Here is an 18,893-nt window from a genome sequence, read left to right on the forward strand (position 1 = left end):
GGTATCTCGAACTGTGCCGGAAATTCTGGAAGATGGACCACGGACAGCTCGACCGATGGGCGAAGGAGATCCGGGAGGGAGCCACGCCTGCGTTCGGAGCGAATCTCTTCTATTGATCCGGCCCGTTCGGGAGCGGGGGTCTTCGGTCGGCCGAATTCGTCCGTGTCACGGCGCGGATCGACGCGCGATAGGATTCGCTCGATGAAGGGCTTGATACTGGCCGGCGGCAAAGGCACTCGTCTGCGCCCGCTCACGCACACCTCGGCCAAGCAGCTCGTCCCGGTCGCCAACAAACCCGTTCTTTTCTACGGGATCGAGTCGATCGCGGCGGCCGGCATCACCGACATCGGGATCGTCGTGGGGGACACGCGGGACGAGGTCAAGGCCGCCGTCGGCGACGGATCCCGCTTCGGCGTCCGGGTGACGTACCTCGAGCAGGACGCGCCGCGGGGGCTCGCGCACGCCGTGCTGATTTCCGAGAAGTTCCTCGCCGGGGACTCCTTCGTCATGTATCTCGGAGACAACCTGATCGCGAGCGGCATCTCCTCGCTCGTCGACGAATACCGGCGGCTCCAGTGCAATTGCCAGATCCTGCTCGCGCGCGTGCCGAATCCGTCGTCGTTCGGGGTCGCGGAGCTCGACGGCGGGAAGGTCGTGCGGCTGTCCGAGAAGCCGGCGGAGCCGAAATCCGATCTGGCGCTCGTCGGCGTGTACATGTTCGACCCGACCGTGTTCGAGGCGGTCCATGCGATCCGCCCGTCCTCCCGCAACGAACTCGAGATCACCGATGCGATCCAGTGGCTCGTCGACCACGGCCGATCGGTCCACGCGCATCTCGTCACCGGCTGGTGGAAGGACACGGGGAAGGTCGAGGACATGCTCGAGGCGAACCGCATCATCCTCGACACGTTCCAGCCGAAGATCCCCGCCGGGCTGGACGGCGGCTCGCGCGTCGAGGGAAAGGTGGTCTTCGAAGGAGGAGCGGTGCTCGCCAACGCGGTCGTTCGGGGCCCCTGCGTCATCGGCCGGGGCGCCACGATCGAGAATGCCTACGTCGGACCGTACACCGCGATCGGCGCCGGTTGCAGGATCGTCAACTGCGAGATCGAAAATTCGATCGTCTGGGAGCAGTCCGAGATCCGGGACATCCCGGTGCGGATCGCCGATTCCCTGATCGGCCGGGGCGTGAAGATCCACCGGGGCCAGCTCCGCCCGAAAGTCCACCGATTCACGGTCGGCGACGACTCGGAGATCGGGATCGTATGAGGCGGATTCTCGTCACCGGCGGATGCGGATTCATCGGGAGCGCGTTCGTCCGGCGGGTCCTCGGCGGCGGCGGCGGCGTGTCGGTCGTCAATCTCGACAAGCTGACGTACGCCGGCAATCCGCGGAACGTCGAAGAGGTCGCCGGCTCGCCCTCCTACCGGTTCGTCCACGGCGACATCTGCGACGCGAAGGCGGTCGCCGACGCGATGGCGGGATGCGACGTCGTCGTCAACTTCGCCGCGGAGACCCACGTCGACCGGTCGCTCCTCGGCGACGCCTCGTTCATCGACACCGACGTCAAGGGCGTCTTCGTGCTTCTCGAGGAGGCGAAGCGGCGCGGCGTCTCGAAGTTCGTCCAGATCTCGACGGACGAGGTCTACGGCTCGATCGACTCGGGCGCGTTCACGGAGGACGCTGCGCTCACGCCTCGGAATCCCTATTCGGCGTCGAAGGCGGGCGGGGACCGCCTCGCGTATTCCTACTGGGCGTCCTACGGCGTTCCGGTCGTGATCACCCGCGCGTCGAACAACTACGGGCCGTACCAATACCCCGAGAAGCTCATCCCGCTGTTCGTCACGAACGCGCTCGACGACCTGCCGCTCCCGCTCTATGGAGACGGGAAGAACGTCCGCGACTGGCTCTACGTCGACGACCACGCGGAGGCGATCGAATTCCTGATCGACCCCGGAGCGCCCGGCGAGGTCTACAACGTCGCGGGCGGAAACGAATGCGAGAACGTCGAGATCACGAAGAAGATCCTCGCGCTCCTCGGAAAGCCGCAGACGCTCATTCGGCCCGTCGCCGACCGCGTCGGGCACGACCGGCGCTATTCGCTCGACGCCGGAAAGCTCGCGCGACTCGGCTTCCGGCCACGGGCGACGTTCGACGATGCGCTCGCTTCGACGATCGACTGGTACGTGGCGCATCCCGACTGGTGGCGCCCGATCAAGGAGCACGATCCGCACTATCGCGACTTCTACAAGACCCAGTACCACGAACGGCTCGGGTCGTGAGCCCGGTCGCGGGTCTCGGGTCGGCGGGTCGCGAGTCGCCGCACCCACCGCGAGCCCGGTGACCGTCCGTCGATGAGGAAGGTTCTCGTCACCGGCGGCGGCGGCATGCTCGCACGCGACCTCCGGGCCGTCCTCGGCGCTCGGGCGGGCGAGTTCCAGGTCGTCGCGCCCGCGCACGGCCAGCTCGACGTGACGAACGCCGATCACGTGCGCGGCGTGATGGCGAGCTTCCGCCCGGCGATCGTCTTCAACTGCGCCGCCTTCACGAAGGTCGACCTCTGCGAAACGGATCCGGCGGCGCGGGCCGTCAACGCCGACGCGGTCGCGACGATCGCGGGGGCCTGCGCGAAGGCCGGCGCGCGGCTCGTCCACGTCTCGACGGACTTCGTGTTCGACGGGAGGAAGGGAACGCCGTACGTCGAGGAGGATCGCCCCGCGCCGCTCTCCGCCTACGGCCGCACGAAGCGCGAAGGGGAGGAGCGCGCGCTCGAAGCCCCCGGCGCCCTCGTCGTCCGCGCGTCCTGGCTCTTCGGGAGCCACGGCCCGAACTTCGTCGAGGCGATGCTGAAGCAGGCCGAGTCCGGGAAGAAGGAGGTCCGCGTCGTCTCGGACCAGGTCGGCCGCCCGACCGCGACGACGGATCTGGCGGAGGCGCTCGTCGCGCTGGCGGACGCGAACGCCTCCGGAATCGTGCATTATGCGAACCGCGGCGAAGTCTCCTGGAACGAATTCGCGCGCGAGATCTATCGCCGGGCGGGATTCGCGGACGTCGAGGTCCGCCCGATCACGTCGGCGGAGCTCGACCGGCCCGCCATCCGCCCCGCCTATTCGGTTCTGTCGACGGAGAAGTACGAGCGGCTGACCGGGACGACGCCGCGCGATTTCCGGGAGCCGCTCGCGGAGTACCTGGCCCGGCGCGCGCGACCCTGAAGCCTCCTGTCCGCATGTTAGATTCCCCGCCCATGTCCTCCCCGGAGCGGATTTCCCGCGGCGAGTGGCGCCGGAAGGCCGTTCACGCGGGCATGGGGCTCTTCGGGCTCCTCCTCCGGTGGCTCTCGTGGCCGGTTGCCGCGCTCTGCGCGGCCGGAGCGCTCCTCTTCAACCTGTTCGCGCTTCCCGTCTTCGGCCGCGGGATCTACCGCGACACGGCCCGCCGCCGCGACGTCGGGATCGTGGCGTATCCGGCCACCGTCCTCCTCGTCATCCTTCTCCTCCGCCACGCGCTCCCCGCCGCGGCCGCGATCTGGGGAATGATGGCGCTCGGCGATCCGGCCGCGTCGATCGCGGGCCGGACCGTCGGCGGCCCGGCGCTCCCGTGGAACCGGAAGAAGACGTGGACCGGCTCGGCGGCGTACGCCGTTCTCGGCGCGGTCGGCGGCTCGCTGTCGATGACGTTCACGGGTCGCGTCGCCGTCGGGTACGCGTTTTCGGCATTCGCCGCGTTCGCCCTTCTCGGCGCCTTCGTCGAGTCGCTCGAGACCGGGCTCGACGACAACGTCTTGCCCGGGATCGCGGTGGCGTTCGCGTGGGCTTCGTTCCACATGGGGCCGCTCGCCGGCGCGGCCGGACCGGCCGTCGTCTCGGGGGGCGCCCGCGTCGCGCTCGCGACCGCCCTCGCGGTCAATGCCGCGATCGCGCTCCTCTCGATTCCCCTCCGGCTCGTCGCCCTGTCCGGCTCGATCGCCGGCTTCATCGCCGGTTCCGCCATCCTCCATTTCGGAGGGTGGGGCGCCTACGCGGTCCTCTGGACGTTCTTCCTCTTCGGGACCCTCGCGTCGAAGTTCGGCTACGCCCGCAAGGAGAGACTCGGCACCGCGCAGGCCAATCGCGCGCGCCGCGGCGCCCGGCACGTCTGGGCGAACGTCTCCGTCGGCGCCGGGGTGGCGCTCGCGATGCGCGCGCGCGTCGTCGCGTCGTCCGTGCCGGTTCTCCCCCTCGCCCTGGCGGGGTCGTTCGCGGCGGCGCTCGCCGACACGTTCGGAACGGAGCTCGGGACGCTCTACGGCCGGCGGCCGTTTCTCCTCTCGACGATGAAACGCGTGCCGCCGGGGACCCGCGGAGCGGTCTCGGGCGCGGGCGTCCTCGGAGGCGTGCTCGGCGCTCTGCTCGTGGGGGGCGCGGGCGCGGCGGCCGGGCTCTACGCTCCGCGGTGGATCTGGATCGTCGCCATCGCGGGGGTGGCCGGGTCTCTCGCGGAATCGCTCCTCATCGACCTCTCGGCCCGCCGCGGCGCCGTCGTCGATCACGAGTTCTGCAACGCTTTCAACACGGTCGTCGGCGCGGCGGCGGCCTGGGAAATCGCGGCATCGATCGCGCTCGGCCGTCTCTACGTTCCCTTCGGCAACGTCTGGGGGATCTCGTGAGCGCCGAGGCGGGCTCCCGCCGCTCGCCGTTCGCCGCCCAGGTCGCCCTCTGGCGGCCGTTCACGCTGCTGCCGCCCCTCCTCGGGATCCTCTCGGGCGCGATCTGCGCGTACGGTTCGGCGCACAATCCCGACCCGGCCCGCCGCCTCGGCTGGGCGGTCGCCCTGACGGTCGCGCTGGGATCGCTCGGAGCCTCGGCGATGAATGCCGCCTCGAACATCATCAATCAGATCGCCGACTTCGAGATCGACCGCGAGAACAAGCCGGGACGGCCGCTCGTCACGGGCGAAGTGTCGTTTCGATCCGCCTGGGTCGTGGCCGCGATCCTCTATGCCTTCTCCCTCCTGCCGACCTGGTTCGTCGTTCCCTATCCGCGCACGAGCTTCCACGAGCGCCTCACGGCCCCTCTCCTCGACCACGCCTGCTTCTTCATCTACGCCGCGGGCGCGCTCGCGACCTTCGTGTATTCCTTTCCCGCGTTCGGGCGCAGCAAGCGCCACTGGTTCTGGGCGAATTTCACGATCGCCTCGACGCGGGGCTGCCTGCTGAAAGTGGCGGGATGGTCCTTCCTCGCCCGCGTGAACGCGTGGGAGGCCTGGGCGATCGGCGGCGTGATGGGCTTCTATCTCCTCGGCGCGACCTCCACGAAGGACTTCTCCGACATGAAGGGCGACGCGCTTCACGGCTGCCGGACGCTTCCGGTCCGCTTCGGCGTGCGCCGGGCCGCCCGGATCATGGCGCCGTTCTTCGTCCTGCCGTGGGTGGCCCTCGGCGCCCTGACGTTCGCGCACGACCCCGCGCACCCGGCGCTTCCGCTCATGACCGGGAACCGGACGTTCCTCCTCGGGATGGGCGCGGTTCTCTCCGCCTGGGGCCTCTATGCCGCGTCCCTTCTCGTCCGCGACCCCGACGCCCTCGCGTCGACGGAGAACCATCCGGCGTGGCGCCACATGTATCTCATCCTCATGGCGGCGCAGGCGGGCTTCGCGATCGCGTATCTCGTCTGACGGCGGACGGGTCGCGGCAATTCCCTTCGCCCGGTGAAATCGACGCGGCTCCGGCAGATCGAGTCGAAGCGGCGACGAGCGCGGAGCGCTCGGCAGGGCGAACGTGGATGCGGGGCGGCAAACGGTCAGCGGCTCAGCCGCGAGCCGTGCGGCCGTCTTGGCATACATATTGTAAAATCGTCCTTCGATGACGTGGGAACGCGCCGTCCACTTCGCCGGCCCCATCGCCCTGTTTCTCATCGCGCTTCGGCCGCTCACCCGACGCCGCGGACACCACGCGGTCGACCGGCGCACGGCGTGGCTGTGCCTGCTCGGCGGAGTCGTCTGGCCCGTTTCGGCGCTCCTGCGGCTCGCATCGGGAACCGAACGGGAGCGGCTCTTCGAGTTGCTGGACAGTTTTTCGATCTTCTTCGGAGGCGTGCTCTTCGCCTACGGTTTCTGGGCGTTGCGCCGCGTCCGGTTCTCGCTCCATTCGGAAGGAAACGACTGGGCGTTGAAATACCGCAGGTCCGAGAAGCGGGCTCGGAGCCGGACCCGTCTGGAGGGTAAGTGACCCGAGGCCCGGCGGCCGTCTCTCCCCGGAAGCCCGATCCCGCCGACGTTCCCGATTACACGGCCCGCTGGAGCGCGTTCTCGCTCGCCCTCGACGAGAAGACGCTCACCACGGTCGCGCGGCAGGCCGCGGAGAGCATCCCCGAGCTCGACGACCTGACCGTCCACGTCTCCCCGGGCGAGCTGTCGGTGACCGTCGTCGTCCGGAGATTCGGCGTTCCGCTCTCCGCGCGCGCCTCGCTGTCGCAGATCCGGTTCAAGGACGGATTCCTCGCATTCGTCGTGGAGAGCGTCGACGCGCTCTCGTTCATCCCGATCCCCGACGCCCTGATCGGGCTCCTGATCGAGAAGGCTCCCGCCGGACTCCTGACCTACTACAAGGCGGACCGGATCCTCGTCGTGAACGTCAACGAGTGGATCCCGACGGGGCTCGACGTCGCGCTCGACCGGGCCGAGTTCGGGCGCGGGGAGGTGACGTTCTTCCTCACCCCCGGACGTTTCGATCTGAGCCGGATCCTCGAAAAGCGGCCGTAGCTATTCGGCCCGCAGCGTGGTCGCCGGGTCGACGCGCGCCGCCCGCCAGGCCGGAAGACCGCACGCGATCGCCGAGACGGCGCCGAGGAGCGCGATCACCCCGGCGTGCGTGACCGGGTCGAGGCGCGACACCCCGAAGAGCAGCGCGGCGATGGCGCGGGTCGAGAGGGCCGCCGCGGCGAGCCCGATCGCGATCCCGAGCCCCGCGAGCTTCATGCCCTGGCCGAGCACGAGGCTGAGGATGTCCCGCCGCGAGGCTCCGAGCGCCGCCCGCACGCCCATCTCGCGGGTGCGTTCGGCGACGCTTCCGGAAAGGACTCCGTAGATGCCGGCGGCCGACAGGGCCAGCGCTCCGAGCGCGAACGCCTCGAAGAGGATCAGCACGAACCGCCGCTCCGCCGCGGAGGCGGCGAGCAGATCGTCCATCGTCGCGACCCGCACGATCGGCTGGTCGCGGTCGACGGCCCAGATCGCGCGCCGAACGGCGGGAGCGAGCGCGGCCGCGTCGCCGTGCGCGCGGACGACGAGCGACATCGCGCCGTCCGCCCGGCGCCACTGGTTCGGGGTCGTGTAGACCGCTTCCGACGAAGTGAGCGCGAGCGACGTCTGCTTCACGTCGCCGACGACGCCGACGATCGTGTAGGGCGGGGAATCGTCCCCCCCGCCGATCCGGAGGCGGCCGCCGATCGGCGATTTCCCGGGGAACTGGAGCTTCGCGAGCGATTCGCTGATCACGGCGACGCGGGGGGCGTCCGGTCCGTCGTGCTCGTCGAGCGGGCGTCCCCGGCGGAGCGGAATCCGCATCGTTTCGAGGTAGCCGGGACTCACGGCGTACCGAAACGCGCCGTACGTCTCCGGCGGCCGCGTCGGCGTGGCCTCGAACGACGCTCCGTACTGGTCGCGGTCGCCGGAGAGCGGCAGCTGGCTCGTCAGGGCGGCGGACTCGACGCCGGCGACGCGCCGGACCTCGTCGAGCGCCCGTTCGAAGAAACGATGGCGCGCCTCGTCGGTGTCGAACCGGTGTCCCGATTCCTGGACCTGCATCGTGAGGAGATGGGAAGGATCGAAGCCGAGAGGAACCGCGAAGAGGCGCTCGATGCTTCGGAGGAGCAGCCCCGACGCGACGAGGAGCACCAGCGCGATCGCGACCTCGGCGACGACGAGCAAGCTCCGGGCGCGGCGACGTCCGCCCGCGACGCGCCCCGACGCCTTCGGGAGGTCCCGGTGGGGATCGCTCCGGGCCGCCTGCAGCGCCGGGATCGTTCCGAAGGCCACCGCCACGAGGCCGGTGATCGCGAGGCCAGAGAACAGGACGAAGCGGTCGACCTCGATCGCCCCGACGCGGGGCAGCTCGGGCGGCCCGAGCGCGGCCAGGGCGCGGACTCCGAACGCCGCGAGGAGCGTTCCCGCCGCGCCTCCGGCGGTCGCGAGGACGACGCCTTCGGTGAGCAGCTGACGGATGAGCCGGCCCCGGCCGGCGCCGAGCGCCGCGCGCAGCGCGAACTCGCCCCGCCTCTGGACGCCCCGCGCGAGGAGGAGGTTCGTCACGTTGACGCACGCGATCACGAGAACGAGGGCGGCGGCGCCGATGACGGCCAGCAGGGCCGGACGGACCCCCCGCGTGAGCTCGTCGCGGAGGGGCACCGCGCGAAACCGCGTCTCCGGGTCGTACGTCTCGGGGCGCCGTTCCGTGATCAGGGCGCGCCCGAGGGCGTCGACTTCCTCGCCCGCCCGTCGCACCGCGGTTCCGGGGCGAAGGCGCGCGACGGTTCGCAGATGGTGTCCCCACTCGCGGCCCTGCGGGGGAAGCGCGGGATCGTACTGGAGCGGCGCCCAGAGCTCCGCGGAGGGAGACAGGACGTTCTCGAAGCGGTTCGGCATGACGCCGATGACCGAATACGGGTCGCCGTCGAGCTCGATCGTGCGTCCGAGGATCGCGCGATCGCCGGCGAAACGCCTCCGCCAGAGGGCGTCGGAGAGGATCACGACGTTCGGGCCGTGGAAACGGTCGTCCGGCGCGCGGAAGTCGCGCCCGAGAGTCGGCGGGACCCCGAGCACGCGGAAGTAGTCCGCCGAGACGCGCTGGCCGGCGAGACGCTGCGGCGGATCGGCTCCGGTGACCGTGGGCGTCCAGGGTCGGCAGACGGCGATCGCCTCGAACGAGCGCGCCCGCTCCGAGAATCGCCGGTACATCGCGAACGTTCCGTCGCCTCTCGATCCGTCCCGTCCCGTTTCTTCGATCGCGGCGATGCGTCCCGGCCGCGGGTACGGCAGCGGCGCGAACAGGATCGGGTTGACCGCGCTGAGGATCGCGGTCGTGGCCCCGATGCCGATCGCCAGCGTGAGGACCGCCACCGCGGCGAACACCGGGTTCCGGCGGAAGCCGCGCAGACCGAACCGAAGATCCTGCAGCGCGGCATCGACGACCGGCAGACTCCTCTGGTCGCGGTACATCTCCTTGACTCGCTCGAGCCCGCCGAAGGCGCGGAGCGCCTCGCGGCGCGCGTTCTCCGGGGTCATGCCGGCGGCCCGGTTTCGCTCGACGGCCATTTCGATGTGGGACCGCAGCTCGTCGTCCATCTCCGCGTCGAGGGGACCCCGCCGGAAGAGCGCCGCCGCGCGCCGAAGGAAGACGCGCATCGTCACGTCGTCTTCAGCACGCGATGGATCATCGCGGACATCCGCTCCCAGCTCTCGGTCTCCTTCCGGAGCTGCTTCCGCCCGGCCGGAGTCAGCGAGTAGAACTTCGCCTTCCGGTTGTTTTCGGAAATCCCCCAGCGGGACGCGATCCATCCCCTCTGTTCGAGGCGCAGGAGCGCGGGATAGAGGGTGCCCTGGTTCAGCCGCAGCAGATCCTCGGAAACCTGCTGGATCCGCAGGGCCATCCCGAACCCGTGCATCGGGCCCATGGAATCGAGGGTCTTCATCACGAGCAGATCGAGCGTTCCCTGCAGGACTTCGGCGCGGGCCATGGGGCACTCCTTTAGAACATCAACAGGAGTGTACCGCCATTCCTTTTGACGGTCAACAGGAGAGGGCGGCGGCCTTCTCCGGGCGGGGATGCTCTCCGACGTTTTGGCCCTGGAGGAAGGGGATGAGGCGGGACCGCCGTGGGGGCGTCCGGTCCGCGCCCGCTAATGACCTTCGGCCGTGACTCGGATCGTCGCGTCTTCGCTCCGGACGGTGACCAGTTCGCCCGGCCCGAGATCGTCGATCCGCTTCAACAGATCGCGGAGCGACAGCGCCTTCTCCTGGGAGAGCCCGGCGATCAGGGGCCGGGGAGCGGTGATCTCGACGTCGTGACGGTCGTGGTCGAAGACGACGATGTGGATGTTTTCCCCTTCGCGCGAGACCTCGAGGCGGTCTTCGCCGGCGCTCCGGATCGGAATCGGCGTCGGCTTTCCGGGCTCGCTTCGATCGGCCGCGTCGAGGATGTCCCGCGGCGTGATCCTCACCCGGTCGCCGTCGCCGCTGAAATCCCAGTCCGCGAAGTCCCCTTCGTCCCACGCGTGGGACGCGAGGCTCGAGACTTTCCCGACGAGGAAGCCCGGAATCCGCACCGAAACGTGCTTCCGTCGGCCGTCCCGATCGCCGTCGATCTGGACCCGGAAGGAACGGACCCGCCGCATCCCCGGGGCGGGCCGGCGGAAGAAACCCCAGACGAGGGCGACGAGCAGCACGACGACGAGGCCAACGACGATCGCGCGCGCTTCCTTCATGTCATTCGGATCGTACGCCAACGGCGGGGAAAAGTTCCCGGTCGGGGGCGTTCGGCGCAGTCGCGAGTCCCCCCGCCGCGAGTCGAAAGTCGGTCGTCCGAGAGCCGTCGAGGGTGGAAAGTCGGCTTCCGAAACGCCGTCGCGGTTCGAAGATCGGGGGAGTTTCCCGACTTCGACTCGCCGACTCGACTCGCGACTCCGGACCGGCGGGTCGGGCGGGCCGTGATACGATTCTTGTGAGAAATTTCACAAGCGGTGGGATTTCTCGGGGGAGAGGGATGCCACATTTCATCCAGGAGACCTGCATCGCCTGTGGCGTGTGCGAGGTCAAGTGTCCCACGCACACGATCACGGGGGACAAGAAGGAAAAATTCGTGATTCACCCGGAGCGGTGCATCGACTGCTCGGTCTGCGCCCGCTATTGCCCGGTCTCCTGCATCGAGAACAACGCGGGGCAGCTCGTCGAGAAGGTCAAGCCGAAGGAGATTCCGAAGGCGATCGTCGATCGCGATCTCTGCACCGGCTGCGAGTTCTGCATCGACATCTGCCCGTTCGACTGCATCTACCTCATCGAAGACCCGCTGCACGAGACGATGGTCCACAAGATCGCCGAAGTCGACGGCCCGGCGTGCGTGTCGTGCCGCCTCTGCGAGACGGTATGCGACAAGGACGCGATCTTCGTGCCGAACCCGATCACGCAGGCCAAGCGCTACCTTCCGGTCATCTGACGCCGGCCTCTTCCTTCGTGAACGAATCCGCCGCCCCCCGCGATCCCGACGATTCGACGCCCGAAGGGGGCGCCGGGCGCGCGGTCGTCCAGTTCTTCCTCGTCCCCCTCCTCGTCGTGGCGGTGTGCGTCGGCGTCTTCTTCCTCTTCTCGCTCCTGACGTTCGAGCACAAGACGCCGGCCGACTACCTGGCCGATGTCCGCGGGGGCGCCGCGAGCCAGCGCTGGCAGTCGGCGTTCGAGCTTTCGCGCGCCGTCGCGAGGATCCCCCCGGGGCCCGAGCGGCAGAAGCTCGCCACCCAGACGCTCGACGTTTTCGAGCGTCTCCACGCGGACCGCGCGGAGGATCGCGACGTGAAGCGCTACCTCGCGCTCGTCCTCGGGCGGCTCGGCGACGCCCGCGCGGTTCCGGCGCTCGAGCGCAGCGCCGGCGATCCGGATCCGCTCGTCCGGCTCTACTCCGTCTGGGCGCTCGGGATGCTCGGCGACCGGAACGCCGTTCCGATGATCGTCGCCGGGTCGGAGACGGAGGACGCGGGCGCCCGGAAGATGGCGGCGTACGTCCTCGGCAAGCTCGGCGATCCCCGCGCCGTTCCCCGGCTCACCGCGATGACCGCGGACCACGCGGCGGACGTTCGCTGGAATGCCGCGATCGCGCTCGCCGAGCTCCGCGACCCCGCGGGCCGGGAAGTCCTCCACTCGATGCTCGACCGCGCCTCCCTCGCCCGGCAGGCGGAAGGGCTTTCGTCGGCCCAGGCGGAGGAAGCGATCGTCTCCGCCGCGAAGGCCGAAGCGATGATCGGCGATCGGGACGCGATGGCGCTCCTTTCCCGTCTCGCCGACGACGATCCGAGTCTCAAGGTGCGGGACGCCGCGCGCGAGGCGATGCGGACGATCGGCGGGAAGCGATGACGGTTCCTTCCGTCCGGAAGAACGTCTTCCCGCGTCCTCGGCGGAGTACGGCGGAAGTTTTTGACGCGCGAAGACCTTTTGATATGTTGGACCGAAGGATGGAGGGGAACTGATGGCGGCGCGGGAGCCGAAGATCGTCTCGAGCCGGGCGACGGCGGAAGGGTCCGCTTCCCCGCAGGGAATGAGCCGCCGCGACGCCGTCAAATGGATGACGCTCGCCTGGATCGGGTTCGCGGCGGCCGTCGGCGCGGGCGCGACCGCGATGCTCCGGTTCCTCTTTCCGAACGTCCTCTTCGAACCGCCGACCGTGTTCAAGGCCGGCCCCCCCTCGGATTACGCACTCGGCGTCGACGAGCGGTGGAAGGAGAAATACGGGGTCTGGATCGTCCGGAACACGGCGGAGATCTATTCGCTGATCGCGGTCTGCGTCCACCTCGGCTGCACGCCGAACTGGCTCGCGGCGCAGAACAAGTTCAAGTGCCCGTGCCACGGCTCGGGCTACTACATCTCGGGAATCAACTTCGAGGGGCCGGCCCCGCGCGCGCTCGAACGGGCCGCGATCTCGGTCTCTCCCGACGACGGACAGCTGATCGTGGACAAGGGACAGAAGTTCCTTTTCGAGCAGGGCCAGTGGACCGACCCGAAGGCGTTCGTGAAGGTCGGGTGAGCCCGGTTCGGGCGCGGCGAGCGGAAGAGAGATGGAGTGGAACGGATCGACACGGCGGCACGGGAACGAAACATGACTCCTCCCCGCGAAAGGGTTTTCGGCGAGGCCGGGAAGACCGCCGAGGGCGATGTCTCCGTCCCGTCCGGCCGGGCGTCTTCAGCCTGCGGCGGAAGAGATCCGCGGGGGCCGGTGTCGTTCATGAATGATCCGGGCTAATATCCCGCTCAATTTTTTTCGGCCGGCTTGTGAAACTTTTCATTAGCGAAGGGGGCGAGGGCGGAAGGTGAAGGAAAAGCTCGAGGAACTGCAGCGTTCGATCGTCGAAAGCCAGATCTGGAAGTCGATCTTCCGGGTCGGCGTCCCGAACACGAACCGCAAGCGTGTGCTCGCGATGCTCGGCAACGTCGTCCTGCACCTGCACCCCGTCAAGACCCGCAAGTCGGGCGTGAAGATGCGCTACACCTGGTGCGCGGGGGGCGTGACGTTCTTCCTCTTCCTCGTGCTCACGTTCACGGGGCTCCTGCTGATGTTCTACTACCGCCCGACGGTCGAATACGCGTACGTCGACGCGCTCGATCTCCGGGAGCAGGTTCCGTTCGGCATCATGAGAGAGATCCACCGGTGGGGCGCGCACGCGATGGTGATCGCGGTCTGGATCCACATGTTCCGGGTCTTCATGACCGGGTCCTACAAGCCGCCCCGGGAGTTCAACTGGGTCGTCGGCGTCATCCTGCTCGTGCTGACGCTCCTCCTCTCGTTCACCGGCTACCTGCTGCCGTGGGACCAGCTCGCGATCTGGGCGATCACCGTCGGCTCGAACATGGCCGGAGCGACGCCGCTCGTCGGAACGCAGGGACCCGGGTCGGCGCTCCTGAAGATCGGCGACATCCCGCTCGTGACGTCGAGCAACGACGCTCGGTTCGCCCTGCTCGGCGGACGGTTCGTGGGCGCGGGCGCGCTGCTTCGGTTCTACGTGCTCCACTGCGTCGGGATCCCGCTCGTCGCGGCCTTCCTGATGGCGGTCCATTTCTGGCGCGTCCGGAAGGACGGCGGCATCAGCGGGCCGGTGTGAGCCGGCGGGAGCACCGATGCCGCTGATCCATTTCCTGCAGGCGATCGTCAATTTCGTCTGCAAGCCGCAGTACTTCGTGCCCCTCGTCGCGGTCGTCCTCTTCACGGCGCTCTACTCGCGCTGGCCCTGGACGGGGAAGGGCGGCGCGACCATCATGATCTCCGTCGCCGTCTTCTTCTTCATTTCGTACTTCGACCCGAACTTCAGGAAGGTGGCCTCGGCGCCCGACAACGTGCCGATCGTCGGGATGATCTTCATCGTCCTCTTCTATCTCTGGTACGCGATGCACCAGGCCAAGGAGAACGACGCGAGGATCGCCCAGGGCCTGGGACCCAACGAGGGCAGCGACTCCTACCAGAAGGTCTTCTCGTGGCCCGACCTCGTCTACATCGAGCTGATCTGCCTCCTCCTCGTGTCGGCGCTCCTGATCGTCTGGTCGATCTTCCTCAAGGCCCCTCTCGAGGAGCCCGCGAACCCGACGAACTCGCCCAACCCGGCGAAGGCGCCGTGGTACTTCCTCGGCCTCCAGGAGATGCTCGTCTACTTCGATCCCTGGCTCGCCGGCGTCGTGCTCCCGTCGCTCATCATCGTCGGGCTCATGGCGATCCCGTACATCGACGTCAATCCGAAGGGGAACGGCTACTTCACGTTCAAGGAACGGAAGTGGGAGATCTCGATCTTCCTGCTCGGTTTCCTGATCTTCTGGATCGTGCTGATCTTCCTCGGGACGTTCCTGCGCGGGCCGAACTGGAACTTCTTCGGCCCCTACGAGTACTGGGACCCGAACAAGCTCGAGCCGCTGAACAACATCAACATCTCGGAACTCTTCTGGGTCAAGCTGCTCCACACCGGGCTCCCGCACTTCTTCCTGCTGCGCGAGGTCGTGGGGCTCGCCTTCATGGGGCTCTATCTCGTGGTGCTGCCGGTCGTCCTCTCGCGGACGCTCTTCCGGCGCTTCTACGAGAAGATGGGCCCGATGCGGTACTACGTCGGCTGCCTGCTGCTGCTCGTGATGCTCCTGATGCCGATGAAGATGTTCCTCCGCTGGACGCTGAACCTGAAGTACATCGTCGCGATTCCCGAATTCTCGTTCAACATCTGAAGGACAGGAGATGCCGAGGAAGCCCCCCGCCGAGCCGATCGACCACCACTACGACATCCCGAAGCTGACGCGCGTCTTCGCGCTTTCGGGCCTGATCGTGCTCGTCACGTCGGTCGCGATGATCTGGACCGACTACGCGAGCGGGTGGAGCTTCTCCAAGAGCTGGAAGGGATACCAGCTCCGCTTCCTCCAGTGGGACCGCTACAAGACGCAGAAGGATCTCGCGGCCGCGCGGGAGAAAGTGTCCCGCGACGAGTACGCGGCGGCGCAGGCGGAGCTGCGTCAGGCCGACTCGGAAGAGGCGGAAAACCGCCGGCAGATCGCGGAGCTCGAGAAGAAGATCAAGGACACCGACGCCGTTCGGTACCGGGACGACCAGAATTACCGGTTCCAGAAGGCCGTCGTCGACACGGCGCGCTACGAGCTCGAGGTCGCCGAAGACTCCGGCTCCGCCTCCCGCATCCGCGACCGCCGGAAGCGCTTCGAAGATCTCGCGGCGGACCTGAACGGCAAGCAGCTGAAGCTCCAGGCCACGACCGCTCAGCTCGACGGCTACAAGGCTCAGCTCGACGCGCTGACGGCGAAGGCGGCCGACGCGGACAAGAAGAAGAAGACGCTGCTCGTGAACTTCGACCTCGCGTCGAAGAAGCTCGCGACTCTCCGCGAGGATCCGGTCTTCAAGGCCCGGAACGCCCCGATCCTCGACATGGTCAACCCGTCGCTGAAGGTCCAGCAGGTCATCCTGCCCGACCTCTTCAACGACGTGAACTTCATGAAGATCCCGCGGGTCGACCGGTGCGAGTCGTGCCACATCGCGGCCGACAAGAAGGGTTACACGCCGGATGCGCTCCCCAGGCTGCCGGAAGTCTTCCAGAGCCACTCGAACCTGCCGCTGATCCTCGGCTCGGAATCGCCGCATCCGCTGTCGGATTTCGGCTGCACGTCGTGCCACGGCGGGCACGACCGATCGACCTCGTTCTTCCACACGGCGCACCAGCCCTCCTCGAAGGCCGAAGAGGCGACCTGGAAGAAGAAGTACGGCTGGGAGCTCGACGAATTCGTCGAGATGCCGATCTATCCGGTCAAGTACGCGCAGGCGGGTTGCTATCGCTGCCATGCGAAGGAGACGAACTTCCCGCTGGCTCCGCGCCTCGACGCCGGCATGCGCGTGATCGAGGGGCTCGGCTGCTGGGGCTGCCACCGGATCAAGGGCCTCGAAGCGCAGAACCTGCCGAAGGTCGGGCCCTCGCTCGAGAAGGTCGCCGCGAAGGTCTCGCCCGACTGGGCGATCCGCTGGATCTCGAATCCGACCGTGTTCCGCCCGAACACGAAGATGCCGCGATTCTTCTATCTCGACAATTTCGTGCACACGGAAGGGATCGACCCGAGGACGGGCCGATACCGCGCGCCGACCCGGGCCCAGGAGCGGGACGACGAGGCGGGGCGGCGCATGAACGACACGATGATCCGCGCGATCGCCTCCTACATCTTCGAGAAGAGCCAGAAGCCGGCCGTCCCGGCTCTCGGCCTCTCGGGCGACGCCGCGCACGGCAAATGGCTCTTCGAGAACCGGGGCTGCCAGGGATGCCACATCCTCGACCCCAACGCCCGCCGCGATCTCGTCGGCACCTACCGGCAGTTCGGGCCGAATCTCGCGGGAATCGGTTCGAAGACCTCGCCCGACTGGATCGCGATGTGGGTGAAGGATCCGAAGGCGTGGAATCCGGAAACGAAGATGCCCAACCTCCGCCTGACGGATCAGGAAGCCGCGGATCTCGCGGCATTCCTCTCGCAGCAGAAGGCGCCGCCGGCGTTCGATGCGGAGCCGATCCCGGGCGTCGACAAGACGTCGCTCGACAAGATCTCGATGTATTTCGAGACGACGACGAAGTCGATCGTCGACGCGCAGAAGGACCTCGCGGCGATGACGATGCCGCAGCAGCTCACCTACGCCGGCGAGAAGCTGATCGGCCACTACGGCTGCTACGCCTGCCACGCGATTCCCGGCTTCGAGGACGCCAAACCGATCGGCACCGAACTCTCCGAGTGGGGGAACAAGGCCGTCCACCGCCTCGACTTCGGCTTCGTCGACGTCGATCACACGCGGCAGGACTGGCTCCGGACGAAGCTCACGAACACGCGGATCTGGGACCAGGACAAGGTCCGCGGCTGGGAAGAGAAGCTCAAGATGCCGCTCTTCTCGTTCTCCGAGGAGGAGAAGACCGACGTCGTCACGGCCGTCCTCGGCTTCCAGAAGGACGACATGGCCGACGCCAAGCGCCGGCATCTCTCTCCGGACGAGGCGGCGATCGAGCGCGGCCGCCGCATCATCAAGGACCACAACTGCCAGGGCTGTCACGTCATCGAGGGAAAGGGCGGATCGATCCGGGAGACGATGGCCGACGTCTCGCTCGCTCCGCCGATCATCAAGGGGGAGGGCGCGAAGGTCCAGAGCGACTGGTTGTTCGAGTTCCTGAACCGGCCGCAGACCGGGCAGATCCGGCCGTGGCTGCAGGTCCACATGCCGACGTTCGGCTTCACGGACGCGCAGTTGAACGACCTGACGAAGTATTTCGCGGCGCTGTCGAAGGCGTCCTATCCCTTCATCCTGCCCGACACGACTCCCGATCCGATGTCGGTGGCGGCCGGCAAGAAGGTTTTCGAGATGTACCGCTGCGCGCAGTGCCACCCCCGGAGCCAGCAGGAGGCCGACAAGGTCGAGGACAAGTCCTCGCTCGCGCCGAACCTCCAGATGGCGCACACGCGTCTTCGCCACGACTGGATCAACGACTGGATCTCGCGGCCCGACGAGTGGATGCCCGGAACGCGCATGCCGACGAACTTCCCGAAGGACGACACGACCGGCCAGCGCTACGTCACGCTCGCGCTCGGGTGGGATTCGCCGCAGCTCGCGAAGGACCGCGCCGAGCTCGAGAAGATGATGGGCGGACCGCAGGCCGCGTCCGACTTCATCCACGACGTCGATCGCGTCACGAAGGCGCTGCGCGATTACGTGTGGTCGATCGGCGCCGGAAACGCGCCGGCGGCCCAGCAGGCGAGCGCGGCCCCGGCGGCCGGCCGGCCGGCCGGCCGCGGCCGGAGCGGCGGACGCAGACCCGTTTCGCCGCGTTCTTCGCGGCGGCGATCCTGCTGGCGTCCCGCGCCCCCGCGGGAACGGTCTCGGGGCGCGCGCCCGCCGACACCGTCGTCTTCCTCGCCCCGAGGGTCGCGGAGATCCGGGACGGCGCCCGTCCCTCTCACGCGCTGCATCTGGAAGTTCGCGACGGGTTCGTCGTTCCGAGGATCTCGTGCGCGCCGATGCATTCGGCGGTCGTTCTCGTCGCCGTCGACTCCGTCTTCGCGGACGTCGCGGCCTACATCGGCGTTTCGGATCTTTTGTTCCGGCGCAAGTTCGTGCTGGCGGGGGACCGCTACCAGGGCGCCCTCGACAAGCCGGGTGTCGTGACCCTGGAAAGCGAAGTGAAGCCGCTGAACCGGGGATGGATCTACGTCACGCCCACGGCGATCGGCACGGTCGCCGGCGCCGACGGCGCCTACGCGCTCCCGCAGGTGCCCGCGGGGCGGCGGCGTTTCACCGCGTGGCATCCGGACAAGGGGATCGTCGACCGGGAGATCGACGTTCCGGCGTCGGGGTCGGCCGTCTTCGACGTGTCCTTTCCGGGAAAATGATCGCCGCGCGTTAGGATGGGAACGTGGGCTCGACCTTCTACCTCTTCTACATGGTGCTCTTCACGGGCGGCGTGCTCTGGTGCCTGTTCCTGTGGCTCGCGAGAGACGACGAGGAGGAAGGGGAGGAGCATGGCGCCGAGGAGCTCGCGACCCGGCCTTCTTCACCCGGCGCATCCGCGCGGGCGGCGCTCGACGGCCAACCTCCGCCTCAGGCTTCCGCCTCCGCCGAGGCGGCGGCGGGACGAGTAGTCGGCGCGACAGGTCTCCCT

General features: G+C 68.3%; 18 protein-coding genes. 15 read left to right on the forward strand and 3 right to left on the reverse strand.

The genetic code is table 11. From position 1 onward, the window contains the following. The first annotated feature begins 201 nt into the window (after positions 1-201). The 7 genes from VFS34_02510 to VFS34_02540 all read left to right on the forward strand — a co-directional run bounded on the left by VFS34_02510 (position 202) and on the right by VFS34_02540 (position 6,735). Positions 202-1,266: a glucose-1-phosphate thymidylyltransferase gene (locus VFS34_02510; protein HET9793308.1), complete on the forward strand. Its 1,065-nt coding sequence runs from the start codon at positions 202-204 to the stop codon at positions 1,264-1,266. After that, positions 1,263-2,279 carry a dTDP-glucose 4,6-dehydratase gene (gene rfbB / locus VFS34_02515; GenBank protein ID HET9793309.1) on the forward strand — a complete coding sequence of 339 codons (1,017 nt, stop codon included), beginning with the start codon at positions 1,263-1,265 and terminating at the stop codon, positions 2,277-2,279. The genes VFS34_02510 and rfbB overlap by 4 nt, the downstream gene beginning before the upstream one ends. A gap of 72 nt (positions 2,280-2,351) precedes the next feature. Next, positions 2,352-3,209, forward strand: coding sequence for a dTDP-4-dehydrorhamnose reductase (gene rfbD, locus VFS34_02520; protein HET9793310.1), 858 nt, complete (start codon positions 2,352-2,354; stop codon positions 3,207-3,209). A gap of 32 nt (positions 3,210-3,241) precedes the next feature. Beyond that, positions 3,242-4,642: a DUF92 domain-containing protein gene (locus VFS34_02525; GenBank protein ID HET9793311.1), complete on the forward strand. Its 1,401-nt coding sequence runs from the start codon at positions 3,242-3,244 to the stop codon at positions 4,640-4,642. After that, positions 4,639-5,649, forward strand: a complete 1,011-nt coding sequence (locus VFS34_02530) for a UbiA family prenyltransferase (GenBank protein HET9793312.1) — start codon at positions 4,639-4,641, stop codon at positions 5,647-5,649. Before VFS34_02525 ends, VFS34_02530 begins: the two co-directional genes overlap by 4 nt. A gap of 187 nt (positions 5,650-5,836) precedes the next feature. Further along, the gene (locus tag VFS34_02535) at positions 5,837-6,202 is read left to right on the forward strand and encodes a hypothetical protein (GenBank protein ID HET9793313.1); all 366 of its coding nucleotides are present in this window, start codon (positions 5,837-5,839) and stop codon (positions 6,200-6,202) included. Beyond that, positions 6,199-6,735, forward strand: a complete 537-nt coding sequence (locus VFS34_02540) for a hypothetical protein (GenBank protein ID HET9793314.1) — start codon at positions 6,199-6,201, stop codon at positions 6,733-6,735. Before VFS34_02535 ends, VFS34_02540 begins: the two co-directional genes overlap by 4 nt. Here VFS34_02540 and VFS34_02545 read toward each other — a convergent pair whose 3' ends face one another. The 3 genes from VFS34_02545 to VFS34_02555 form a co-directional block, all read right to left on the reverse strand. Then, positions 6,736-9,375: an ABC transporter permease gene (locus tag VFS34_02545; protein HET9793315.1), complete on the reverse strand. Its 2,640-nt coding sequence runs from the start codon at positions 9,373-9,375 to the stop codon at positions 6,736-6,738. Positions 9,376-9,377: 2 nt separating this feature from the next. Continuing rightward, positions 9,378-9,707 (reverse strand): PadR family transcriptional regulator, encoded by a 330-nt coding sequence (locus VFS34_02550; GenBank protein HET9793316.1) that lies wholly within the window; start codon positions 9,705-9,707, stop codon positions 9,378-9,380. Between the two features lie 162 nt (positions 9,708-9,869). Then, positions 9,870-10,454 carry a hypothetical protein gene (locus VFS34_02555; GenBank protein HET9793317.1) on the reverse strand — a complete coding sequence of 195 codons (585 nt, stop codon included), beginning with the start codon at positions 10,452-10,454 and terminating at the stop codon, positions 9,870-9,872. Positions 10,455-10,732: 278 nt separating this feature from the next. On the opposite strand from VFS34_02555, the gene VFS34_02560 reads away from it, so the two are divergent. The 8 genes from VFS34_02560 to VFS34_02595 all read left to right on the forward strand — a co-directional run. Next, complete coding sequence (locus VFS34_02560) at positions 10,733-11,182, forward strand: 4Fe-4S binding protein (GenBank protein ID HET9793318.1); 450 nt, start codon at positions 10,733-10,735, stop codon at positions 11,180-11,182. A 17-nt stretch (positions 11,183-11,199) separates the two neighbouring features. Further along, complete coding sequence (locus VFS34_02565; GenBank protein HET9793319.1) at positions 11,200-12,093, forward strand: HEAT repeat domain-containing protein; 894 nt, start codon at positions 11,200-11,202, stop codon at positions 12,091-12,093. Positions 12,094-12,205: 112 nt separating this feature from the next. Continuing rightward, positions 12,206-12,760 (forward strand): Rieske 2Fe-2S domain-containing protein, encoded by a 555-nt coding sequence (locus VFS34_02570; protein ID HET9793320.1) that lies wholly within the window; start codon positions 12,206-12,208, stop codon positions 12,758-12,760. Between the two features lie 283 nt (positions 12,761-13,043). Beyond that, positions 13,044-13,832 (forward strand): cytochrome b N-terminal domain-containing protein, encoded by a 789-nt coding sequence (locus tag VFS34_02575; GenBank protein HET9793321.1) that lies wholly within the window; start codon positions 13,044-13,046, stop codon positions 13,830-13,832. Between the two features lie 16 nt (positions 13,833-13,848). Continuing rightward, positions 13,849-14,934 carry a hypothetical protein gene (locus tag VFS34_02580; GenBank protein ID HET9793322.1) on the forward strand — a complete coding sequence of 362 codons (1,086 nt, stop codon included), beginning with the start codon at positions 13,849-13,851 and terminating at the stop codon, positions 14,932-14,934. 10 nt (positions 14,935-14,944) lie between these two features. Continuing rightward, a complete protein-coding gene (locus VFS34_02585) occupies positions 14,945-18,400 on the forward strand; it encodes a c-type cytochrome (protein ID HET9793323.1) in 3,456 nt (1,151 codons plus the stop codon). Then, on the forward strand, positions 18,397-18,624 hold the full coding sequence (locus VFS34_02590) for a hypothetical protein (GenBank protein HET9793324.1): 228 nt from the start codon (positions 18,397-18,399) through the stop codon (positions 18,622-18,624). Before VFS34_02585 ends, VFS34_02590 begins: the two co-directional genes overlap by 4 nt. A gap of 23 nt (positions 18,625-18,647) precedes the next feature. Continuing rightward, positions 18,648-18,893 (forward strand): hypothetical protein (locus tag VFS34_02595; GenBank protein ID HET9793325.1); only part of this gene is annotated, 246 nt, incomplete at its 3' end.

The organism is Thermoanaerobaculia bacterium (genome assembly GCA_035717485.1).
In the GTDB taxonomy this organism is placed as follows: Bacteria; Acidobacteriota; Thermoanaerobaculia; order UBA5066; family DATFVB01; genus DATFVB01.